The organism is Stenotrophomonas sp. PS02300 (genome assembly GCF_029959395.1).
GTDB lineage: Bacteria > Pseudomonadota > Gammaproteobacteria > Xanthomonadales > Xanthomonadaceae > Stenotrophomonas > Stenotrophomonas maltophilia_AD.
The window spans coordinates 24,608-43,466 of the sequence record NZ_JASCOP010000015.1 but is presented as its reverse complement, the minus strand read 5'-3'; the positions used below and the strand labels follow the sequence as shown (position 1 = coordinate 43,466).

Genomic DNA, 18,859 nt, shown 5'->3' with positions numbered 1-18,859 from the left:
CGAAAAGAATGGAAATGACGATCACCGAAAAGCCGGCGCGCACGCTGCCGGTGCAGGACGCGCGGATCTACCCGCGCGGTGGGCTGGATGTGCTGTCGCGCGCTGAAGTGGCGCGCCTGCGCGATGCATCCGGCGGCGGCATGCACGAGCTGCTGCGCCGCTGCGCGCTGGCCGTGCTGACCAGTGGCAGTGCATCGGACGATCCGCGCGCGGCGCGCGATCTGTACCCGGATTTCGACATCCAGGTCGCCCAGCAGGACCGTGGCGTGCGCATCGACCTGGTCAATGCGCCGGCGATGGCATTCGTGGATGGCGAGATCATCCGCGGCGTGGCCGAACTGCTGTTCGCGGTCGTGCGCGACCTGGCCTACATGGCCATCGAAATGGGCCCGGCCTACGCGGCCGAGCTGGAATCCTCCGAGGGCATCACCAACGCCGTGTTCGGGCTGCTGCGCAACGCGCGCATCCTCAACCCGGGCGACCCGAACCTGGTGGTGTGCTGGGGCGGCCATTCGATCGGCCGCGATGAGTACCTGTACACCAAGCAGGTCGGCTACGAGCTGGGCCTGCGCGGCCTGGACATCTGCACCGGCTGCGGCCCGGGCGCGATGAAGGGCCCGATGAAGGGCGCCACCATTGCCCATGCCAAGCAGCGCAAGCACACCACGCGCTACATCGGCCTGACCGAGCCGGGCATCATCGCCGCCGAGTCGCCGAACCCGATCGTGAACCACCTGGTGATCATGCCGGACATCGAGAAGCGTCTCGAAGCGTTCGTGCGCATTGGCCACGGCATCATCGTGTTCGCCGGCGGCGTCGGCACCGCCGAAGAGATCCTGTACCTGCTCGGCATCCTGCTGCGCGAGGAGAACAAGGACCTGCCGTTCCCGCTGATCCTGACCGGCCCGACCGTGGCCGCGCCGTACTTCGAGCAGATCGACCGCTTCATCCGCCTGACCCTGGGCGATGCCGCGGCCGAGCGCTACCAGATCATCATCGGTGACCCGGTGGCGGTGGCCCGGCAGATGTCGGCCGGCATCAAGCGCGTGCGCGAACACCGGCTGGTGCAGAAGGATTCGTTCTTCTTCAACTGGTCCATCGAGATTCCGTGGGAGTACCAGCAGCCGTTCGTGCCGACCCACGAAGCGATGGCCGCGCTGGACCTGCACCACGGGCGTCCGCCGCACGCACTGGCGGCCGACCTGCGCCGCGCGTTCTCCGGCATCGTCGCCGGCAACGTGAAGGAAGACGGCATGCGCCGGATCGAGCAGTTCGGTCCGTTCGAGATCCACGGCGACGCCGACATGATGCAGGCCCTGGATGAACTCCTGCGCGCCTTCGTCGAACAGCGCCGGATGAAGATCTCGGGCGAGTACCAGCCCTGCTACCGGGTGCTGGCCTGAGAGAGCGGGGTGGCCGGGTCGGGAGCCCGCGCCACCCCCGCCCAACCGTACGGGTGTCAACGGTTTGACGCCCGTCGCCTCCGGGCGACCGTTCGTCCTGCTGTCGCTTGCCGCCGGGCGGGCGGCCGTCCATTGTCCGTGTCATCACGCTGGGGAGCGTCCCATGTCTTCACGCCGGTCCAATGGCTTCACACTGGTCGAACTGATGATCACCGTTGCGGTGGTTGCGATTCTGGCTGCCATCGCATTTCCGAGCTTCCAGTCCACGCTGCGGTCCAACCGCGTGGCCTCGGCCAGCAACGAGGTATCCGGCCTGGTCGCCCTGGCCCGCAGCGAAGCGATCCGCAACAAGCGCGGTGGCGGCGTCTGTGGCAGCACCAGCGGCACCACCTGCGACGGCGCATGGGGCAAGGGCATGCTGGCCTGGTCCGATGTGGATTCCAATGGTGCGCTGGACGCCAATGAAGTCGTGCTCCGCTTCGTCGTGATGAACCCGGCGATCACCGCCACCGGGCCGAACGCCGCTGGCATTACCTTCGACGCGCGCGGCCGGCGCGTGGGTTCCGATCCCAAGCAGGTGGTGCTGCAGCCGACCTCCTGCAAGAACCAGGCGCTGCTGCGTCGCCTGACCGTCAACGCATCCGGCCAGATCAGCACCGCCAAGGAGTCGTGCGCATGAATCGCTTTTCCAACCCTTCAGGGCGGAAGAACGCCGGCGGCTTCAGCATGATCGAGGTGCTCATCACCATCATCGTGCTGGCCTTCGGCCTGCTCGGCTTCGCCCTGCTGCAGACCATGAACGTGCGCTTCGTGCAGAGTTCCAACTACCGCACCCAGGCCACCAACCTGAGCTACGACCTGCTGGACCAGATGCGCGCCAACCGCTACCAGTCGGCGTGGTATTCCGGCGCGTCGTTCGCGGCTGGCTCGGTCACCCGTGCCGCCTGCTCGCGCCAGATCGGCACCGTCACCATCGCCCAGAACATCACCCGCTGGCAGTGCCAGGTGGTGCAGGCGCTGGGCGAGGGCGCCAGCGCCACGGTGACCAACAACAACGGCCAGGTAACGGTCGGCATCGCGTGGGCTGACCAGCGCTGGGACAAGGACAATCCCGATACCCGAACCACCTTCACCGCGGTGACCCAGCTATGACGCACGCAATTGCCGCCAAGCGCCGCATGGCCGGTATCTCGCTGATCGAAGTCATGATCGCGATGGTGATCGGCCTGGCCCTGATGCTGGGCGTGGTCCAGGTGTTCTCTGCCTCGCGCGAAGCCTCGCAGCTGGCCCAGGGCAATGCGCGCGCGCAGGAAAACGCGCGCTTTGCGCTGGAGTTCCTGCAGCGCGACATCCGCATGGCGGGGCATTTCGGCTGCGTCAATGACCAGGCCCACTTCGTCAAGAATGAAGGCGACCCGCGGGTGAACATTGCCGGCGTGGCGACCGGCGGCGGAAGCGCGCTGGACTTCTCCGTGTCGGTTCAGGGCTACGAGGCGGCCAACAGTGCGCCGACCAATACCTTGACCCTGGGCACTACATGGGGCGACGCGGCGGGCATGCCCATTCAGCTGCAGAACCTCAACGCGCGCGGTGGCAGCGATGTGCTGGTGCTGCGTTTCCTGTCGCCGGTGGGCGTTCCGGTCACCAGCATCTCCGCCGGCAGTGACAACAAGATCGGCTTCAACGCCGAGATCGGCAAGCGGTTGACCGAAGACGGCGTGGGCGCGCCCCGGCTGTTCGGGATTGCCGACTGCAGCCACGCGGACGTTTTCATCGGCACCTATGCGGCAGGTGAGGTCACCGCCGCCAATGCCACCCTGGACCGCTACAACGTGCAGCCGACCGGCGAGACCATGCTGTACCGCGCCGAGTCGATCGCCTACTACATCGGCACGTCCGCCAGCGGCGAACCGGTGCTGATGCGTGCGCGCGCCAACGCGGCCGGCACCTACGACGTGCGCGAGGAACTGGTGGAAGGCATCGAGAACCTCCAGGTCATCTATGGCCTGGATACCACGCCGGTGATCGCCCAGGCCACGCTGCCGTCGGGCAACGTCACCGTGCAGCAGACGGCAGCCGGTGTCAGCACCGGCACCGATGCCGCCGCGGCCAACGAATGGCGGCGCGTGGGCCAGGTGCAGGTCGGCGTGCTGGCACGCAGCCCCAGCCCGGCCACGGCCTCGGCGGTGGCCGCTGCGGCGAATGATCCCCGCCTGCTGGGCGTTCGTTTCGCGCCTGCGGGAACCAATGACGGGCGTTACCGGGCCGCATACGAGTCCACCATCGCCCTGCGCAACCGCCTCTTCGGGAACTGATGTCATGAACCGGTCTTCCAGGTCGCCTGCAACCCCCTCAACGCAGCGTGGCGCCGTGCTCTACGTCGCCCTGATCATGCTGATCCTGCTGGCGCTGATCGGCATCGCCGGCATGCAGGTGGCAGGCATGCAGGAAAAGATGTCCGCCAATTACCGCGCCACCAACACGTCGTTCCAGAGTACCGAGAGCTTGACCCGGCGCACCGAGCACAGCATCGAGGCCATCGCCAACCGTACCGCGCTGCCGGACCCGGCACCGATTTCCGCTGCCAGCATCCAGCAGAACTGCGATGACGGCTACGACCCGGTGGACTGGGGCCGCAAGAAGGTCATCACGGGCACTGAGGCGGTCAACGTGCGCCGTATCGACTCCTGCATCATCGGTGGCGGTTCGCTGGGCATGGGCGAAGCGCTCGACCCGACCGCACCGGTCTACCAGATCACTTCCTTCTCGACCGATGTTCCGGCAGGCCCGTCCTCGTCGGCCGTCATCGACACCATCTTCAAGCTTTGAGGGCTGCCGGCATGATCACGCGTAAATTCGGTGTCACCGCGGGCGCAGGTGTGCTGCTGCTCGGCGCCGGTGCCTATTTCATGTACAGCCTGTTCGCCGCCCAGGGGCAGGGCGAGCTGTCCCAGGTGCCGATGAACTCGGTCAACACGGCGCCCCCGGCGTTCATCATGGCCGTGGATGACTCCAACTCGATGATGTTCGAGCGCATCTTCACCGGCGGCGATGGGCGGCTGCAGTGGAATGGCAGCAGCTTCTTCAAGTCCGCGGGCGTGTTCTACAACAGCAGCACCTCGTGCAACAACGATAATCAGGTCGACTGCTACCTCCACCTGTATCCGCATGCCGACTACAACAAGGCCTACAGCTACGGGCGGGCGATTCCGCCGCTGGACCAGTTCGGGTTCGCCCGCTCGCCCACCTACAATGCGAGCTACTTCAACCCGGCCGTCACGTATGAGACGTGGCGCCGGGCTGACAGGACCCTGTGGGACGATCCGATCCTCACCGCGACGCGCGCCGATCCCCGATCGGACTTCAAGGTGCCGTACGGCGTCACCTACAACCTCCAGGATTTCCGGACCGTATCGACCGAGGGTTTCCAGGTTCTCAAGGGCATGACCCTCCCCAAGGGGACGACCTACTACTCCGACGGTACCACCTGCAATACGAATCGCAACGATGGTCTGCCAGACGCGAAAAAGAAGTGGGTGGAGCTGGAGAAAGATTGGACCGCGCCCACCAACTGTCCGAACGGGATTCCGATCAAGTACTTCCCGGCCACGTTCTATCTGCCTGCAGCTGCCGCTGCACCGGCCGGCTACAAGACGGGCGATGAGTTCCGTCCGGTGATCAAGGGTGCCTGCGGACCGGACTGCGACATGCGCCGGTACACCATTGCGTCGGCGAACTACGACAGCGGCTACGCCGCGGCAATCAAGAATTTCTCCATCTGGTTCCAGTATCACCGCAACCGCATCCTCTCGATGGTGGGCTCGTCCTCGCACGCGATGAGTGAAGTCGAAAACATGCGGGTGGGTTACTTCACCATCAACAACCGCACCGACGTCACCATGTACGACGTGGGCACCCAGCGCGCGGACCTGTTCAAGAAGATCTACACGCTGGGCCCGAACGGCGGTACGCCGAACCGGCAGGCAGTTGACTTCCTGGGCAAGCAGTTCCGCCGCACGGACGCCGGCGCGCCGGTGGCGCTGTCCTGCCAGCGCAACGGCGGCATGCTGTTCACGGATGGCTATACCAACTCGGGCAACAAGCCGGACGGCACCGACTATGGCAACGCCGATTCCACGGGGACCACGCACTTCCCGGGTGCGCCGTTCGAGGACAGCTACAGCAACACGATCGCCGACATCGCTGCGGCCTACTACGATGGTGCCCTGGTGCCGCTGCGGTCGGGCGGCAACTTCCCGGCCGGGCAGGTCCCGGTCAGCAAGCAGTGCGAGACGCTGAGCAAGTCCTCGCCCGACTGGAAGCGCCTGGACTGCCAGAAAGACCTGCACATGAACTTCTACGGCGTCACGCTGGGCGCGCAGGGCAGGATCTACGACGTGAACCAGGCGGCGACCAAGGATCCGTATGCCAACCCGCCCGCCTGGAACAGCGGAAACCCGATCGACGCCGACGACGGTCGCGTCATCGACGAAATCTGGCACGGCGCCATCAACTCCCGTGGCGAGTTCATCAATGCGAAAACCCCGGCGGACGTGACTGCAGCGATGCGCCGGGTGCTTTCCGCCGTGGCGGCGGGTTCCTCGCCGTCGGGCAGCATCGCGCTGACGGGTGCCCGGATCGGTGCGGGTTCACTCACCGTTTCGCCCACGTACGAAGTGGCCAATGAGGGTACCGACTGGTTCAGCCGGCTGACTGCCAGCCAGGTGACCGTCGACCGCGCCACGAATTCGGCGGTCTACACGCCGATCTGGGAAGCCAGCAGCAAGTTCCCGGCGGCCGGCTCCCGCAACATCTACTTCGGCAGTGGCACGGGTGTCAGCGTGTTCGATTCGTCGACGGTAACGCTGGACCTGCTCTGCACCAAGTCTACGACCCTCTACCCGGGAATGAGCCAGTGCGACAGCGCGACCCTCAAGACCATCGGTGCGACCGATGCGTCGGCGGCGTCCTACCTGCGGGGTGATACCAGCCTGGAAGTCCGCAACGGCGGAAAGTTGCGCGATCGCACCACCACCCTCGGTGACATCATCAACTCGTCGCCGCAGATCAGTTCGCCGATTGATGATTACGGCTATCGCAACCTTGACGGGCTTGGCACCAGCTACGTCGCGTACATGAAGGCAAAGCAGGGCAACAACTACATGGTCTATGTCGGCGCGAACGACGGCATGCTGCATGCCTTCGACGGTGGCCTGGACTGGGAAGGAAAGACCGCTGGCAATGGCGGGCGCGAGAAGTTCGCCTATATCCCGGAAACCGCGATTGGCCACATGGGTAACCTGCTCAAGCCGTACAACAGGCTCAACGCGCAGAACCAGTCGCCGCACCGCTATTCGGTTGACGGCCCGGTCGTGGTGGGCGACACGTATTATGGCGAGGCCTGGCATACCACCCTCGTGGGCACCGCCGGTGCCGGCGGGCGCGGTGTCTTCGCCCTGGACGTGACCAATCCCAACAAGTTCGATACCAACAGCCGCCTGTGGGAAATCAACGACATCTCAGGCGGTTCCAGCGACATCAGGAACAACATCGGCTTCGTGCTTGGCAAGCCGGTCATCGTGCCCGTGAAGAGCGGTACGTCGGTGACGTGGAAGGCCATCTTCGGTAACGGCTACAACAGCAAGAACGGCAGGGCGGTGCTGTTCGTGGTCGACATCGGCACCGGTTCGCCCAAGGTGCGCATGATCGAGGCCGTCGAATCCGGTGACGGTAAGCCCACCGGCACCAATGGGCTGGGCAACATCGTGGTGGTCGATCGCAAGGACAACAGCGATACCACCCGCGCTGTCCGCGATGGCTTCGCCGACACGGTCTATGGTGCCGATGCCAATGGTGCCGTGTGGAAGTTCGATCTGCTGTCGAGCAGCGATTCGATCAGCGTTCCGGTGTTCACCACTGCCACGCGCACCGAGTCCAAGATGGTCTACCGCCAGCCCATCACCGGTGGCCTGGTGGCGGCTTCGGGCGAGGGCGGTGGTGTGCTGTTGATGTTCGGCACCGGCAGTTTCTCGTTCGTCAACGACAAGCTCGACGAAACCATCCAGTCCCTGTATGGGTTCAATGAACGCTCGGGCGCCACCGTGACCACGGTTACCCGCGACAAACTGCAACCGTATACCGTGACTACCCATGCCGACGGCGTATCGCGCGAGGTGAAGGCGGGAACGCGGCCCGCCGGGGCGCTGGGCTGGTACGTCGACCTGCCCAAGGGCGAGCGTTTCGTCGGGTATCCCGACGTCGTGTCCGGCGTCGTGTTCATGCCCACCTATTCCGCACTCCTGGAATCCACCGGGTGCAGCACCGTCGGCAAGAACTGGCTGTTTGGCCTCGACGCGCGTTCCGGCGCGGCAGCTCTGTCGTCGGTCCGGGTCGGCTCGCCGGGCGGCAAGGGCTATGCCGATGGTACCGGCGCGATCGCGCTGGATATCGGCGGTACGGCGCCGGTCAAGGACGTGGCCATTTCGGTGGTGCCACGCCTGGGCGCGCCGGCCAACCCGGGCGGCGGTGTGCCGCCGCCGGCCCCGCCGGGCAGCGGCTGCTGGATGGTGGTCAACGTGGCCGGCGCACAGCCGATGTACCTGCCGTATCCCTGCGGCCGCCAATCCTGGCGCCAGATCCAGTAACGGAGACCGTGTACATGCATTCCATTCGCGCCAATGGGGCCTGCGGCAATCGCCGCAGCGCCCTGGGCTTCACCCTGATCGAGCTGATGATCGTGGTCGCGGTTGTCGCCATCCTCGCCGCGGTGGCGGTGCCGGGGTACCAGGACCAGGTGCGGAAATCGCGCCGGGCCCAGGCCAAGGCCGATATGGTGGAGTACAGCCAGCGGGCCGAGCGCTTCCATACGGTCAACAACACCTACCAGGGCTTCACCCTGCCCACGACGCAGTCACCGCGCGAGGGTACGGTGTCCCGGTATGTGCTGGGCATCCAGCAGACCGCGTCCACCTTCACCATTACGGCCACGCCACAGTCCACGCAGTCCAAGGACAAGTGCGGCACGATGACGATCAACCAGGCCGGGGTCAAAACGCCGGCCGAGGCCACCGTGTCGGGCTGCTGGTAAACAGCACCCGCCAAGGTCTTGCATCGGCACCCGACAACCTCTAACATTCGCGTCCCCGCCCGAATAGCTCAGCCGGTTAGAGCACTTGACTGTTAATCAGGGGGTCGTTGGTTCGAGTCCAACTTCGGGCGCCAGATACTGCAGAAGCCGCGAGAAATCGCGGCTTTTGTTGTTTCTGCGCATTCATCGTCCCGCACGTGCATCCATCAGGGGCAGGGCACGGACTCCGCCGACGTCTGCGAACGCGCCCGCCCACTGTTGTTGACGCGCACTTCGGCGCGGCGCTGCCCTCGTACGCACACCGCGATGGTCAGGTTGCTGCCGAAGCTGCGCCCGTTGGCGGCAAACCGCAGGGCGGGACGGCCAGCGCTACCCACGGCATGGACGCCCTGCTGGCGCGGGCCGGGCTGGTAGTGCAGCACATCCTGGCGCGCGGCAGGCTGCGCGTCCTGTCCTGGATCGAGATAGATCAGCCAGCCTGCGCTCCAGTCCCGCGTGCAATGGTGCCCATCGTCGCTGGCGCAGACGCTGACCGGGTGGCGTCGGGTGATGGCCGTGCTGCGCGCCGCCGCGAAGGCGGACAACAGCTGCATGCGAACCCGGTCGGCGCGCATGCGGTCGAGCAGGTCGCTGAACGGTGGTACGGCGATCGCGGCCAGCGTGGCCAGGATGCCGACGGCCAGCAGCAGCTGGACGAGGGAGATGCCGTGGGATTTGCGCGCGAGCGTACGCGTGATGGGCATGATGGAGGCCGTGGCTGCCGGAGCTGTCGACCCTGCGCTCCACGGGCGGGGCAGGGTATCGGGCTTCCCCTCAGCCGGCCGTCACCCAACCCCCCGCTATAATGGAAGGCCCGGTCTATGGCGGCACCATGAGCGATCGCTTCGAACTTGTATCTCCGTACTCCCCGGCCGGTGACCAGCCGGCGGCGATCGAGAAGCTGACCGCCAACTTCGAGGCCGGCATCGCCAAGCAGACCCTGCTGGGCGTGACCGGCTCGGGCAAAACCTACACCATTGCCAACGTCATCCAGCGGGTGCAGAAGCCCACCCTGGTGATGGCGCCGAACAAGACCCTGGCCGCACAGCTGTATGGCGAGTTCAAGGCGTTCTTCCCGCACAACGCGGTGGAGTACTTCGTCAGCTACTACGACTACTACCAGCCCGAAGCCTACGTGCCGTCGTCGGACACCTTCATCGAGAAGGACAGCTCGATCAACGAGCACATCGAACAGATGCGGCTGGCGGCGACCAAGACGCTGCTGTCGCGCCCGGATGCGATCGTGGTGGCGACCGTCTCGGCGATCTACGGCCTCGGCGCGCCGGAAGATTACCTGTCGCTGCGCCTGATCCTGTCCACCGGCGAGCGCATCGACCAGCGCGACCTGATCAACCACCTCACCCAGCTGCAGTACACCCGCAACGAGTACGAACTGCACCGCGGCACGTTCCGCGTGCGCGGCGAGGTGATCGACATCTTCCCGGCCGAATCGGACAGTGAAGCGGTGCGCATCGAGCTGTTCGATGGCGAGGTGGAGCAGATCAGCATGTTCGATCCGCTCACCGGCGAGAGCCTGCGCCGCCTGCAGCGCTACACCGTGTACCCCAAGACCCACTACGCCACCACGCGCGAGCGGGTGCTGTCGGCGGTGGATACGATCAAGGCCGAGCTGAAGGTGCGGCTGGAGCAGCTGTACGAACAGAACAAGCTGGTGGAAGCGCAGCGCTTGGCGCAGCGCACCCAGTTCGACCTGGAAATGATGGCCGAGGTCGGCTTCTGCAACGGCATCGAAAACTATTCACGCCATCTCACCGGCAAGGCTGCCGGCGAGCCGCCGCCGACCCTGTTCGACTACCTGCCGCCGGATGCACTGCTGGTCATCGACGAATCGCACGTGACCATTCCGCAGATCGGCGCGATGTACAAGGGCGACCGCTCGCGCAAGGAAACCCTGGTGGAGTTCGGCTTCCGGCTGCCGTCGGCGCTGGACAACCGCCCGCTGCGCTTCGAGGAATGGGAAGCGCGCTGCCCGCGCAGCATCTACGTGTCTGCCACTCCGGGGCCGTACGAGCTGCGCGAAGCGGCCGATGAGATCACCGAGCTGGTGGTGCGCCCGACCGGCCTGATCGATCCGGTGGTGGAGATCCGCCCGGTGGGCACGCAGGTCGATGACCTGATGAGCGAGGTCAACGAGCGCATCAAGCTGGGCGACCGCGTGCTGGTCACCACGCTGACCAAGCGCATGGCCGAGAACCTCACCGAGTACCTCACCGAGCACGGTATCCGCGTGCGTTACCTGCATTCGGATATCGACACGGTAGAGCGCGTGGAGATCATCCGCGACCTGCGCCTGGGCAAGTTCGACGTGCTGGTCGGCATCAACCTGCTGCGCGAAGGCCTGGACATGCCCGAAGTGTCGTTGGTGGCGATCCTGGATGCGGACAAGGAAGGCTTCCTGCGCTCGACCGGGTCGCTGATCCAGACCATTGGCCGCGCCGCACGCAACCTGCGCGGCAAGGCGATCCTGTACGCGGACAAGATCACCCGTTCGATGCAGGCAGCGATCGACGAAACCGACCGCCGCCGTGCCAAGCAGGTGGAATACAACGAAGCGCATGGCATCGTGCCCAAGTCGGTACTGCGCCCGATCGTGGACGTGCTCGAAGGCGCGCGCTCGGACGCGGCGGAAAAAGAAGCGCGCGGCAAGGGCAAGGGGCGGGGTGGCCGGGTGGCCGAGGAGGCGGTGGACTACCGCACCCTGGAACCGGCCCAGATCGCCAAGCGCCTGCAGGCGCTGGAGCAGCAGATGTACCAGCACGCCCGCGACCTGGAGTTCGAAGATGCCGCACGCGTGCGCGACCAGATCCGCAAGCTGAAGGAGGCCAGCCTGGGCTGAACAACGCGTTGTGAAATACCTTCACAAAAGTGTTGCTCTTCACACCCGACGTCCGTAATATACGCGGCCTGCACCGACGCAATTGCAGCGGCACAGCGAGACAAACGGGCGGTTAGCTCAGCGGTAGAGCACTACCTTGACATGGTAGGGGTCACAGGTTCGAACCCTGTACCGCCCACCACTCCAGTCCCAGCGACTGCGGTGGAACAACAGAAAAGCCGGCCATCAGGTCGGCTTTTTTGCGTTGTGGGCTCCGCATCAGGGGCGCTTCCCGACGACACGTTTCGCACCCGCCTGATGGCGACCGCGTCGCCGCCGGCCAAACATGCAGGTTCCCGCGCGTGGTGGCCTGCATGTCGTTCCTGTCGGACGTCCTCTCCCGTTTGTTCCCGGCTCCGTTGCCCCTGTTCGGCAAGGCATGTGCGGCTGCACTGCTGGCCGGTGTGTGCGGTGTCGTGTTCGCGCCGGTGCTGCTGCTCCGGATGCCCGCGTGGTGCGCGCTGCTCGTCGGAGCGGGCGTCTGGTTGGGATGGCCGCGTGCACGGTGGTGCGGCGCAGTGCTGGCCGGGATCGGCTGGGTCACCCTGCACGCGCATGCCGGCCTGGCCCTGCAGTTGCCTGCGGATGCCGCGCCTGCGGACCACGTGCTGCGCGGCCGGGTAGTGGACCTGCCGCAGCATGGATCACGCAGCACCCGCTTCCGGTTCCGCGTGGATGACGATGCGGCGATGCCCACGCACCTGCGTGGGCGCGAGCTGGCGCTGGCCTGGTATGACGTCACTGCGGCGAAAGCGCCTACCCGCGTTCCTGCAACCGAACCGGCGCTGCGCTACTCGCTTCGCGCCGGTGCACGCTGGCAGCTTCACGCGCGGCTGCGTCCACCGCGTGGATTGCGCAACCCCGGTGGCTTCGACGCCGAGCGGCATGCGCTGCTGCAACGATTGTCCGGCACCGGGCACGTGCGCGCGCCTGCGATGGCGCTGGACGACCCGGCCGGATTGCCGGCGTGGCGCGAGCGCATGGCCGATGCCATCGCGGGACATGTGCCGGGCCTTGGCGCGCGTTTCATCCAGGCGCTGGCGCTGGGCGACACCCGGGGGCTGGGGCAGGGCGACTGGGATGACCTGCGCGCGCTGGGCCTGACCCATCTGGTGGCGATCTCCGGGTTTCACGTCGGGCTGGTGGCCGGGTTCGCGGCATGGCTGGCGGCGCTGGCGTGGCGCGCGCTTCCCGGGCTGGGGCGCTGCTGGCCACGGCCGCTGGCAGCCGCACTGGCGGCCGTTGCCGGTGCTGCGCTGTATGCGGCGGTGGCGGGCTTCGCGTTGCCCACGGTGCGAACGGTGCTGATGATCGCGGTGGTCGCCGCTGCACGCTGCGTGCGGCGACCCACCACGGTCGGCCAGGCGCTGGCGCTGGCGGCGCTGGTGGTGCTGCTGGTCGATCCGCTGTCGGTACTGGCCCCGGGGTTCTGGCTGAGCTTCGCCGGCGTGCTGTGGCTGGTCTGGTGCCTGCCGGGTCGCGACGTCCATTGGCTGCGTACGTTCCTGGCCGCGCAGGGCGTGGCCACCCTGGCGCTGCTGCCGCTGACCGTCGCCCTGTTCGGGCAGGCCTCGCGGGCGGGGCCGCTGGTCAACCTGCTGGCCATTCCGTGGTGGAGCCTGGTGGTGGTGCCGTTGGCGCTGCTCGGCACCGGGCTTGAAGCGCTGTTCGATGGGGCGGGGCGTTGGCCCTGGCGCGGGGCGGCCGCCTGTTTCGACGCGAGCTGGTGGCTGTTCGGGGCGCTGGCGCGCCAGCCGTGGGCGCTGTGGTGGGCGACCCAGGCGGGTGTTACGGCGGTGCCGTTGGCGGTGCTCGGAGTGTTCTGGCTGCTGCTGCCGCGCGCCGCCGGCATGCGCCTGCCGGCGCTGCTGCTGTGCCTGCCGCTGCTGTGGCCCGTGCGCGACCGGCCCGCGCCCGGCGAGGTCGAGCTGCTGGTGATGGACGTGGGGCAGGGCCTGGCCGTGTGGGTACGTACCCGCCACCACCGGTTGCTGTACGACGCCGGCCCGGCCGCCGAGGGAGGATTCGATGCCGGCGAACGGATCGTCGTGCCGACCCTGCATGCGCTGGGCGAGGCCGGGCTGGACCGGGTGCTGCTCAGCCATGGCGACCGCGACCACGCCGGCGGCATGCCGGCCGTGCGGCGCGCCTTCCACGCCCCGCCACTGCAGGCGCCACCCGGTGCGGTGCCCGGTGCCGGGCTGCGCTGCAGCCGGGGCGAGCGCTGGCGTTGGGACGGGGTGGACTTCACTGTCCTGCACCCCCCGCCGGACATGGACTACGCCGGCAACGCCAGCAGCTGCGTGCTGCGCATCCAGTCCGCCCACGGCGTGGTGCTCCTTACCGGCGACATCGGCCAGCGCGAAGAGGCCGCGCTGGTCGCCACGGTGCCAGCCGCGCTGCGCGCCGACGCGGTGCTGGTGGCGCACCACGGCAGTGCCGGCTCATCCGGTGCGGAATGGGTACAGGCGGTGTCGCCGCGCCTGGCCATCGTCTCGGCGGGGCATGGCAACCGGTTCGGGCACCCGCGCCGGGACGTGGTGCAGCGCTGGCAGGGCGCCCCCGCCGAAGTGCTGAACACCGCCGAGAGCGGCGCGCTGCGCCTGTGGGTGGGCGGGGAGGGGCTGCAGGTGCGCGAACAGCGTCTTTTCGAACGCCGTTGGTGGGATGCCGCGGAGCGGGCGCGGTCGGCTGCTATCCTATCGGCGGTCATACAGGCGGCCAATGGGCCGGAGGGTTGAAACGTGTGGGAACTGGTCAAGGCCGGTGGCTGGCCGATGGTGCCGCTGCTGCTGTTGGGCGTACTGGCTTTGGCAATCGTCCTGGAGCGTTTCTGGACCTTGCGGCGTAACGAGGTCCTGCCCCCGGGGCTGGGCCAGGAAGTGCGCAACTGGGCCGCGCGCGGCAAGCTCGATCCGAATCACATCCAGTCGCTGCGGGCCAACTCGCCGCTGGGCGCGTTGCTGGCTGTGGCGCTGGAGGCGCGCAACCGCCCGCGCGACCAGATCCGCGAACGCATCGAAGATGCCGGCCGCCACCTGGTGCACCGCATGGAGCGGTTCCTGAACGCGCTGGGCACCATCGCATCGGCCGGCCCGCTGCTGGGCCTGCTCGGTACCGTGGTGGGCATGATCCAGATGTTCCTGGGCATCCTCGACCACGGTGTGGGCGATGTGAACCAGCTGGCCGGCGGCATCGGCAAGGCGCTGGTGTGCACCGCCACCGGCATGATCGTGGCCATCCCGGCGTTGATGTTCCATCGCTACTTCAAGGGCCGCATCGGCGGTTACGTGATCGAGATGGAAATGGAGGCCTCGGCCCTGCTCGATGCCCTGGACGGCCGTCCCGGCGTCATGAACGCGGCACCGCGCGCCGGCACCGCGCCGGCACCCGGCGCCGCGCCCGTCACGGCCAAGGGCTGACGGATGCGCATCCGCAACGACCGGGTCCAGGACGAGGTGCACATCGATCTGGTGCCCCTGATCGACGTCATCCTCGTGCTGATCATCTTCTTCGTGGTCACCACCACCTTCGACGCGCGCTCGACGCTGCAGCTGCAGCTGCCGACCGCCAGCCAGCAGGACACCACCGAGCCGCCGCGCTCGCTGAGCGTGCTGGTCAACGCCGAGGGGCGTTACTTCATCAACGACCACGAAGTGCTGCGCACCGACGTGGAATCGGTCAAGCAGACCATTGCCGCCGTCGCCGGCACCGACCGTGAGCAGACCGTGCTGCTGCGCGCCGATGCCCGCACCCCGTACCAGGCCGTGGTGACCGCCCAGGATGCCCTGGGCCAGCTCGGTTTCCGCCGCATCGCCATCGCTACCGCGCCGGAGGTGCGTCCATGAGTAAACAACACGCGCCGGTCTGGCCGATCTACAAACGCCTGCTGGGCTACACCCGCGCCTACTGGGTGTTCATGGTGGCCGCCGTCATCGCGATGGTGGTCGAAGCCCTGGCCGGCTACCACTTCACCAAGCTGATGGAACCGCTGGTCAACCGCGGCTTCGTCAACCCCGAGCCGCGCATGGCGGTGATCCTGCCGCTGACCATCCTCGGGCTGTTCATGATGCGCAGCCTGGCCACCCTGGTCAGCGATTACGCGCTGGCCCGCACCGGCCGCAGCGTGGTGCGCGACCTGCGCGAGCAGGTGCTGTCCAAGTACCTGCACCTGCCGTCGTCGCACTTCGACAGCGAAGCCACCCCCGTGATGGTCAGCCGCCTGAACTACGACACCGAGCAGGTCACCCAGGCCAGCGCCGATGCGCTCAAGACCCTGGTCGCCGACACCCTGACCATCATCGCCATGCTGGTGGTGATGCTGCAGATGAGCGTCAAGGTGACCGTGGCGATGCTGGTGGTGGTGCCGCTGATCGGCGTGATCGTCTCGTTCGTGGGCAAGCGCTACCGGCGCATCAGCCGTGGCATCCAGGACGGCATGGGCAGCATGGCGCAGACCGCCGAGCAGTCGCTGGCCGCGCAGCAGGAAGTGAAGGTGCATGGCACCCAGGCGCACGAGATCTCGCGTTACTCGCGGCTGGCCAACCGCATGCTCGGCCTGAACATGAAGGTGGAAACCACCCGCGCGCTGGCCTCCAGCACCGTGCAGTTCCTGGCCGCCCTGGCGCTGGCCGTGATCGTGTGGGTGTCCACCCGCGAAGCGCTCGCCGGGCGCTTGAATGCGGGCCAGTTCATGGGCCTGATGACCTCTATGATGGCCATCATTCCGTCGCTGCGCCGCCTGACCAGCGTGCAGACGTCGATCTCGCGCGGCGTGGCCGCCGCCGAGCGCCTGTTCGGCATCCTCGACCTGCCGGTCGAGCGCGACGAAGGCAGCACCCGCGCCAAGCGCGTCCGTGGCGAGCTGTCGTTCCAGCACGTGATGCTGCGTTACCGCGAAGACACCGGCATCGCGCTGGACGACATCACCTTCGACGCCAAGCCGGGTACCGTGACCGCCATCGTCGGCCGCTCCGGCAGTGGCAAGACCAGCCTGATCCGGCTGGTGCCGCGCTTCTATGAGCCCAGTGGCGGGCGCATCCTGCTCGATGGTGTGCCGCTGGACGACTACCCGCTGGCCGACCTGCGCCGCCAGGTGGCGATGGTCGGGCAGAAGGTCATGCTGTTCGACGATACCGTGGGCGCCAACATCGCCTACGGCATGGATGCCAGCGAGGATCAGATCCGCGCGGCCGCCGAAGCGGCCAATGCGTGGGAGTTCATCGAACGCATGCCGCAGCAACTGCAGACGCCGGTGGGCGAGAACGGTGCGCTGCTGTCCGGCGGCCAGCGCCAGCGCCTGGCGATCGCCCGCGCGATCCTGCGCGACGCGCCGGTGCTGATCCTCGACGAAGCCACCGCCGCGCTGGACAACGAATCCGAGCGGCTGGTGCAGGATGCCCTGCAGCGCCTGATGCCCGAGCGCACCACCCTGGTGATCGCGCACCGCCTGTCCACCATCGAACACGCCGACCAGGTGCTGGTGATGGACCACGGCCGCATCGTCGAGCGCGGCACCCACAGCGAACTGCTGGCACTGGGCGGGCTGTACGAGCACCTGCACAAGATGCAGTTCCGCGAAAGGCAGCCCTGATGGCGTCCAAGGGTTCCCAGACGCCGTCGTACTGGTACGACGGCAGTGCGATTCCGTTCGCCGCACGCCTGCTGGCGCCGGTGTACGGCGCCGTGGTGGCGCTGCGTCGCGGTCTGTACCGGCGCGGTTGGCGCAAGCGTCATGCGCTGCCGGTGCCGGTGATCGTGGTCGGCAACGTGACCGCCGGTGGTACCGGCAAGACCCCGCTGACCATCGCCCTGGTGGACCGCCTGCGTGACGCGGGCTGGAAACCCGGCGTGGCCAGTCGCGGTTATGGGCGCGAAGAGGCCAAGGTGCCGCGCTGGGTTGAGGCAAGTACGCCGACCGCGCTCGGCGGCGACGAACCGGTGCTGATCGCCTGGAAAACCGGCGTGCCGGTGCGGGTCGATGCCGACCGCGTGGCGGCCGGCAGGGCGCTGGTCGAAGCCGGCTGCAACATCATCGTCTGCGACGACGGCCTGCAGCACTATCGGCTGGCGCGCGACATCGAAATTGAAGTGGTCGACGCACAGCGCCGCTACGGCAACGGCCGGTTGATCCCGGCCGGGCCGCTGCGCGAGCCCGCCGAACGCGCACGCGACTGCGACTTCCGCGTGGTCAACCTGGGCCAGGCCAGCGCCGATCCGTCCGCGCTCGCCTCGTGCGGTTTCGGCGAATGGGCGATGCAGCTGCATATCGACAGCGCGCAACCGCTCAGCGGTGGCCGCGCCCGCGCGCTGTCGCACTTCCGTGGCCAGCGCGTGCACGCCGTGGCCGGCATCGCGCACCCGCAGCGCTTCTTCGACATGCTGCGCGCGCATGGCATCGGCGTGGTACCGCATGCCTTCGCCGACCACCATGCCTACCAGGCCGCGGACCTGCGCTTTGGCAGTGAGCTGCCGGTGCTGATGACCGAAAAGGATGCGGTGAAGTGCAAGGCGTTCGCCAACGAATGGCATTTCTCGGTGCCGCTGTCGGCCGATCTTCCCGCCGCGTTCTGGGTCAACCTGCTGGACCGCGTGGATAAACTTAGGGGTCCTGCATGAGCCAGTCCGTCGATTTCGTCGTCGCCATTCCGGCGCGTTACGCCGCTTCGCGGCTGCCCGGCAAGCCGCTGCGGCTGCTCGGCGGCAGGCCGCTGGTGCTGCACGTGGCCGAACGCGCGCTGCTGGCCGGCGCGCGCGAGGTCTGGGTGGCCACCGATGACGCGCGCATTGCCGATGCCCTGCAGGGCCTGGACGGCGTGCAGGTGGCGATGACCGCCGCCAGCCACGCTTCCGGTACCGACCGGCTGGCCGAATGCGCCCGCCAGGCCGGCTGGTCCGACGACACCGTGGTGGTGAACCTGCAGGGCGACGAGCCCTTCGCCCCGGCCGAGGGCATCCGCGCGGTGGCCGAAGCGCTGGTCTACAGCGGGGCCGCCATGGCGACCCTGGCCACCCCGGTGGAGGATGCGCAGACCCTGTTCGACCCGAACGTGGTCAAGGTGGTGCGCCAGCAGAACCTGGACGCGCTGTACTTCAGCCGTGCTCCGATTCCCTGGCAACGCGATGCCTTCGCGCAGTCTCGCGAGACGCTGTCCGGCCCACATTGGCTGCGCCACATCGGCATCTATGCCTACCGCGCCGGCTTCCTGCAGCAGTTCGCCGCCTTGCCGCCGGGCGTGCTGGAACAGCTGGAATCGCTGGAGCAGCTGCGGGTGCTGGAGGCGGGCCACCGGTTGAGCGTGGCGCTGTCGCCGGCCGCCTTCCCGCCGGGGATCGATACCCCCGAGGACCTGGCGCGTGCCGAAGGCTGGTTGGCCCGCCGCGAAATTGACGGTGGCACGACGGTTGCATGACGCCCACTCCGGCATAATCACC

Annotated in this window: 15 protein-coding genes and 2 tRNA genes; 16 read left to right on the top strand and 1 reads right to left on the bottom strand. The window is 67.4% G+C overall.

Features of this window, described 5'->3' with window-relative positions; translation table 11 throughout:
• Window positions 1-14: 14 nt before the first annotated feature.
• The 8 genes from ppnN (at window position 15) to QMX79_RS05160 (ending at window position 8,624) form a co-directional block, all read left to right on the top strand.
• Entirely contained in the window at window positions 15-1,403 is a 1,389-nt protein-coding gene (gene ppnN / locus QMX79_RS05195) for a nucleotide 5'-monophosphate nucleosidase PpnN (RefSeq protein ID WP_095364063.1), read from the top strand.
• A 163-nt stretch (window positions 1,404-1,566) separates the two neighbouring features.
• Entirely contained in the window at window positions 1,567-2,082 is a 516-nt protein-coding gene (locus QMX79_RS05190) for a GspH/FimT family pseudopilin (protein ID WP_282245054.1), read from the top strand.
• Window positions 2,079-2,555, top strand: a complete 477-nt coding sequence (gene pilV / locus QMX79_RS05185) for a type IV pilus modification protein PilV (protein WP_282245052.1) — start codon at window positions 2,079-2,081, stop codon at window positions 2,553-2,555. Before QMX79_RS05190 ends, pilV begins: the two co-directional genes overlap by 4 nt.
• Window positions 2,552-3,718: a PilW family protein gene (locus QMX79_RS05180; RefSeq protein WP_282245050.1), complete on the top strand. Its 1,167-nt coding sequence runs from the start codon at window positions 2,552-2,554 to the stop codon at window positions 3,716-3,718. The genes pilV and QMX79_RS05180 overlap by 4 nt, the downstream gene beginning before the upstream one ends.
• A 4-nt stretch (window positions 3,719-3,722) precedes the next feature.
• A complete protein-coding gene (locus QMX79_RS05175; protein WP_282245048.1) occupies window positions 3,723-4,232 on the top strand; it encodes a PilX N-terminal domain-containing pilus assembly protein in 510 nt (169 codons plus the stop codon).
• An 11-nt stretch (window positions 4,233-4,243) separates the two neighbouring features.
• The gene (locus QMX79_RS05170) at window positions 4,244-8,047 is read left to right on the top strand and encodes a PilC/PilY family type IV pilus protein (protein ID WP_282245046.1); all 3,804 of its coding nucleotides are present in this window, start codon (window positions 4,244-4,246) and stop codon (window positions 8,045-8,047) included.
• Between the two features lie 14 nt (window positions 8,048-8,061).
• The gene (locus QMX79_RS05165; RefSeq protein WP_282245044.1) at window positions 8,062-8,490 is read left to right on the top strand and encodes a type IV pilin protein; all 429 of its coding nucleotides are present in this window, start codon (window positions 8,062-8,064) and stop codon (window positions 8,488-8,490) included.
• A 57-nt stretch (window positions 8,491-8,547) separates the two neighbouring features.
• Window positions 8,548-8,624 (top strand) — tRNA-Asn (locus tag QMX79_RS05160).
• Window positions 8,625-8,696: 72 nt separating this feature from the next.
• Here QMX79_RS05160 and QMX79_RS05155 read toward each other — a convergent pair.
• Window positions 8,697-9,233: a GspH/FimT family pseudopilin gene (locus tag QMX79_RS05155; protein WP_282245042.1), complete on the bottom strand. Its 537-nt coding sequence runs from the start codon at window positions 9,231-9,233 to the stop codon at window positions 8,697-8,699.
• Window positions 9,234-9,361: 128 nt separating this feature from the next.
• On the opposite strand from QMX79_RS05155, the gene uvrB reads away from it, so the two are divergent.
• From uvrB to kdsB, 8 genes are all read left to right on the top strand, one after another.
• Complete coding sequence (gene uvrB / locus QMX79_RS05150) at window positions 9,362-11,386, top strand: excinuclease ABC subunit UvrB (RefSeq protein WP_282245040.1); 2,025 nt, start codon at window positions 9,362-9,364, stop codon at window positions 11,384-11,386.
• Between the two features lie 106 nt (window positions 11,387-11,492).
• Window positions 11,493-11,567 (top strand) — tRNA-Val (locus tag QMX79_RS05145).
• A 172-nt stretch (window positions 11,568-11,739) separates the two neighbouring features.
• Window positions 11,740-14,166, top strand: a complete 2,427-nt coding sequence (locus tag QMX79_RS05140; RefSeq protein WP_282245038.1) for a DNA internalization-related competence protein ComEC/Rec2 — start codon at window positions 11,740-11,742, stop codon at window positions 14,164-14,166.
• Window positions 14,167-14,169: 3 nt separating this feature from the next.
• A complete protein-coding gene (locus QMX79_RS05135) occupies window positions 14,170-14,847 on the top strand; it encodes a MotA/TolQ/ExbB proton channel family protein (RefSeq protein ID WP_282245036.1) in 678 nt (225 codons plus the stop codon).
• Between the two features lie 3 nt (window positions 14,848-14,850).
• A complete protein-coding gene (locus QMX79_RS05130; protein ID WP_282245034.1) occupies window positions 14,851-15,273 on the top strand; it encodes a biopolymer transporter ExbD in 423 nt (140 codons plus the stop codon).
• Window positions 15,270-17,018 carry a lipid A export permease/ATP-binding protein MsbA gene (msbA, locus tag QMX79_RS05125; RefSeq protein ID WP_282245032.1) on the top strand — a complete coding sequence of 583 codons (1,749 nt, stop codon included), beginning with the start codon at window positions 15,270-15,272 and terminating at the stop codon, window positions 17,016-17,018. Before QMX79_RS05130 ends, msbA begins: the two co-directional genes overlap by 4 nt.
• Window positions 17,018-18,043 (top strand): tetraacyldisaccharide 4'-kinase, encoded by a 1,026-nt coding sequence (lpxK, locus tag QMX79_RS05120; RefSeq protein WP_282245030.1) that lies wholly within the window; start codon window positions 17,018-17,020, stop codon window positions 18,041-18,043. Before msbA ends, lpxK begins: the two co-directional genes overlap by 1 nt.
• Window positions 18,040-18,837, top strand: a complete 798-nt coding sequence (gene kdsB / locus QMX79_RS05115) for a 3-deoxy-manno-octulosonate cytidylyltransferase (RefSeq protein WP_282245029.1) — start codon at window positions 18,040-18,042, stop codon at window positions 18,835-18,837. The genes lpxK and kdsB overlap by 4 nt, the downstream gene beginning before the upstream one ends.
• Window positions 18,838-18,859 lie beyond the last annotated feature (22 nt).

Bases quoted from the DNA above. Each gene is read 5' to 3' on its own strand.
- QMX79_RS05165 (WP_282245044.1), top strand. From the start codon at position 8,062: ATGCATTCCATTCGCGCCAATGGGGCCTGCGGCAATCGCCGCAGCGCC.
- lpxK (WP_282245030.1), top strand. From the start codon at position 17,018: ATGGCGTCCAAGGGTTCCCAGACGCCGTCGTACTGGTACGACGGCAGT.
- kdsB (WP_282245029.1), top strand. From the start codon at position 18,040: ATGAGCCAGTCCGTCGATTTCGTCGTCGCCATTCCGGCGCGTTACGCC.
- QMX79_RS05175 (WP_282245048.1), top strand. From the start codon at position 3,723: ATGAACCGGTCTTCCAGGTCGCCTGCAACCCCCTCAACGCAGCGTGGC.
- uvrB (WP_282245040.1), top strand. From the start codon at position 9,362: ATGAGCGATCGCTTCGAACTTGTATCTCCGTACTCCCCGGCCGGTGAC.
- QMX79_RS05170 (WP_282245046.1), top strand. From the start codon at position 4,244: ATGATCACGCGTAAATTCGGTGTCACCGCGGGCGCAGGTGTGCTGCTG.
- ppnN (WP_095364063.1), top strand. From the start codon at position 15: ATGACGATCACCGAAAAGCCGGCGCGCACGCTGCCGGTGCAGGACGCG.
- QMX79_RS05155 (WP_282245042.1), bottom strand. From the start codon at position 9,233: ATGCCCATCACGCGTACGCTCGCGCGCAAATCCCACGGCATCTCCCTC.
- pilV (WP_282245052.1), top strand. From the start codon at position 2,079: ATGAATCGCTTTTCCAACCCTTCAGGGCGGAAGAACGCCGGCGGCTTC.
- QMX79_RS05190 (WP_282245054.1), top strand. From the start codon at position 1,567: ATGTCTTCACGCCGGTCCAATGGCTTCACACTGGTCGAACTGATGATC.
- QMX79_RS05130 (WP_282245034.1), top strand. From the start codon at position 14,851: ATGCGCATCCGCAACGACCGGGTCCAGGACGAGGTGCACATCGATCTG.
- QMX79_RS05140 (WP_282245038.1), top strand. From the start codon at position 11,740: ATGTCGTTCCTGTCGGACGTCCTCTCCCGTTTGTTCCCGGCTCCGTTG.
- msbA (WP_282245032.1), top strand. From the start codon at position 15,270: ATGAGTAAACAACACGCGCCGGTCTGGCCGATCTACAAACGCCTGCTG.
- QMX79_RS05180 (WP_282245050.1), top strand. From the start codon at position 2,552: ATGACGCACGCAATTGCCGCCAAGCGCCGCATGGCCGGTATCTCGCTG.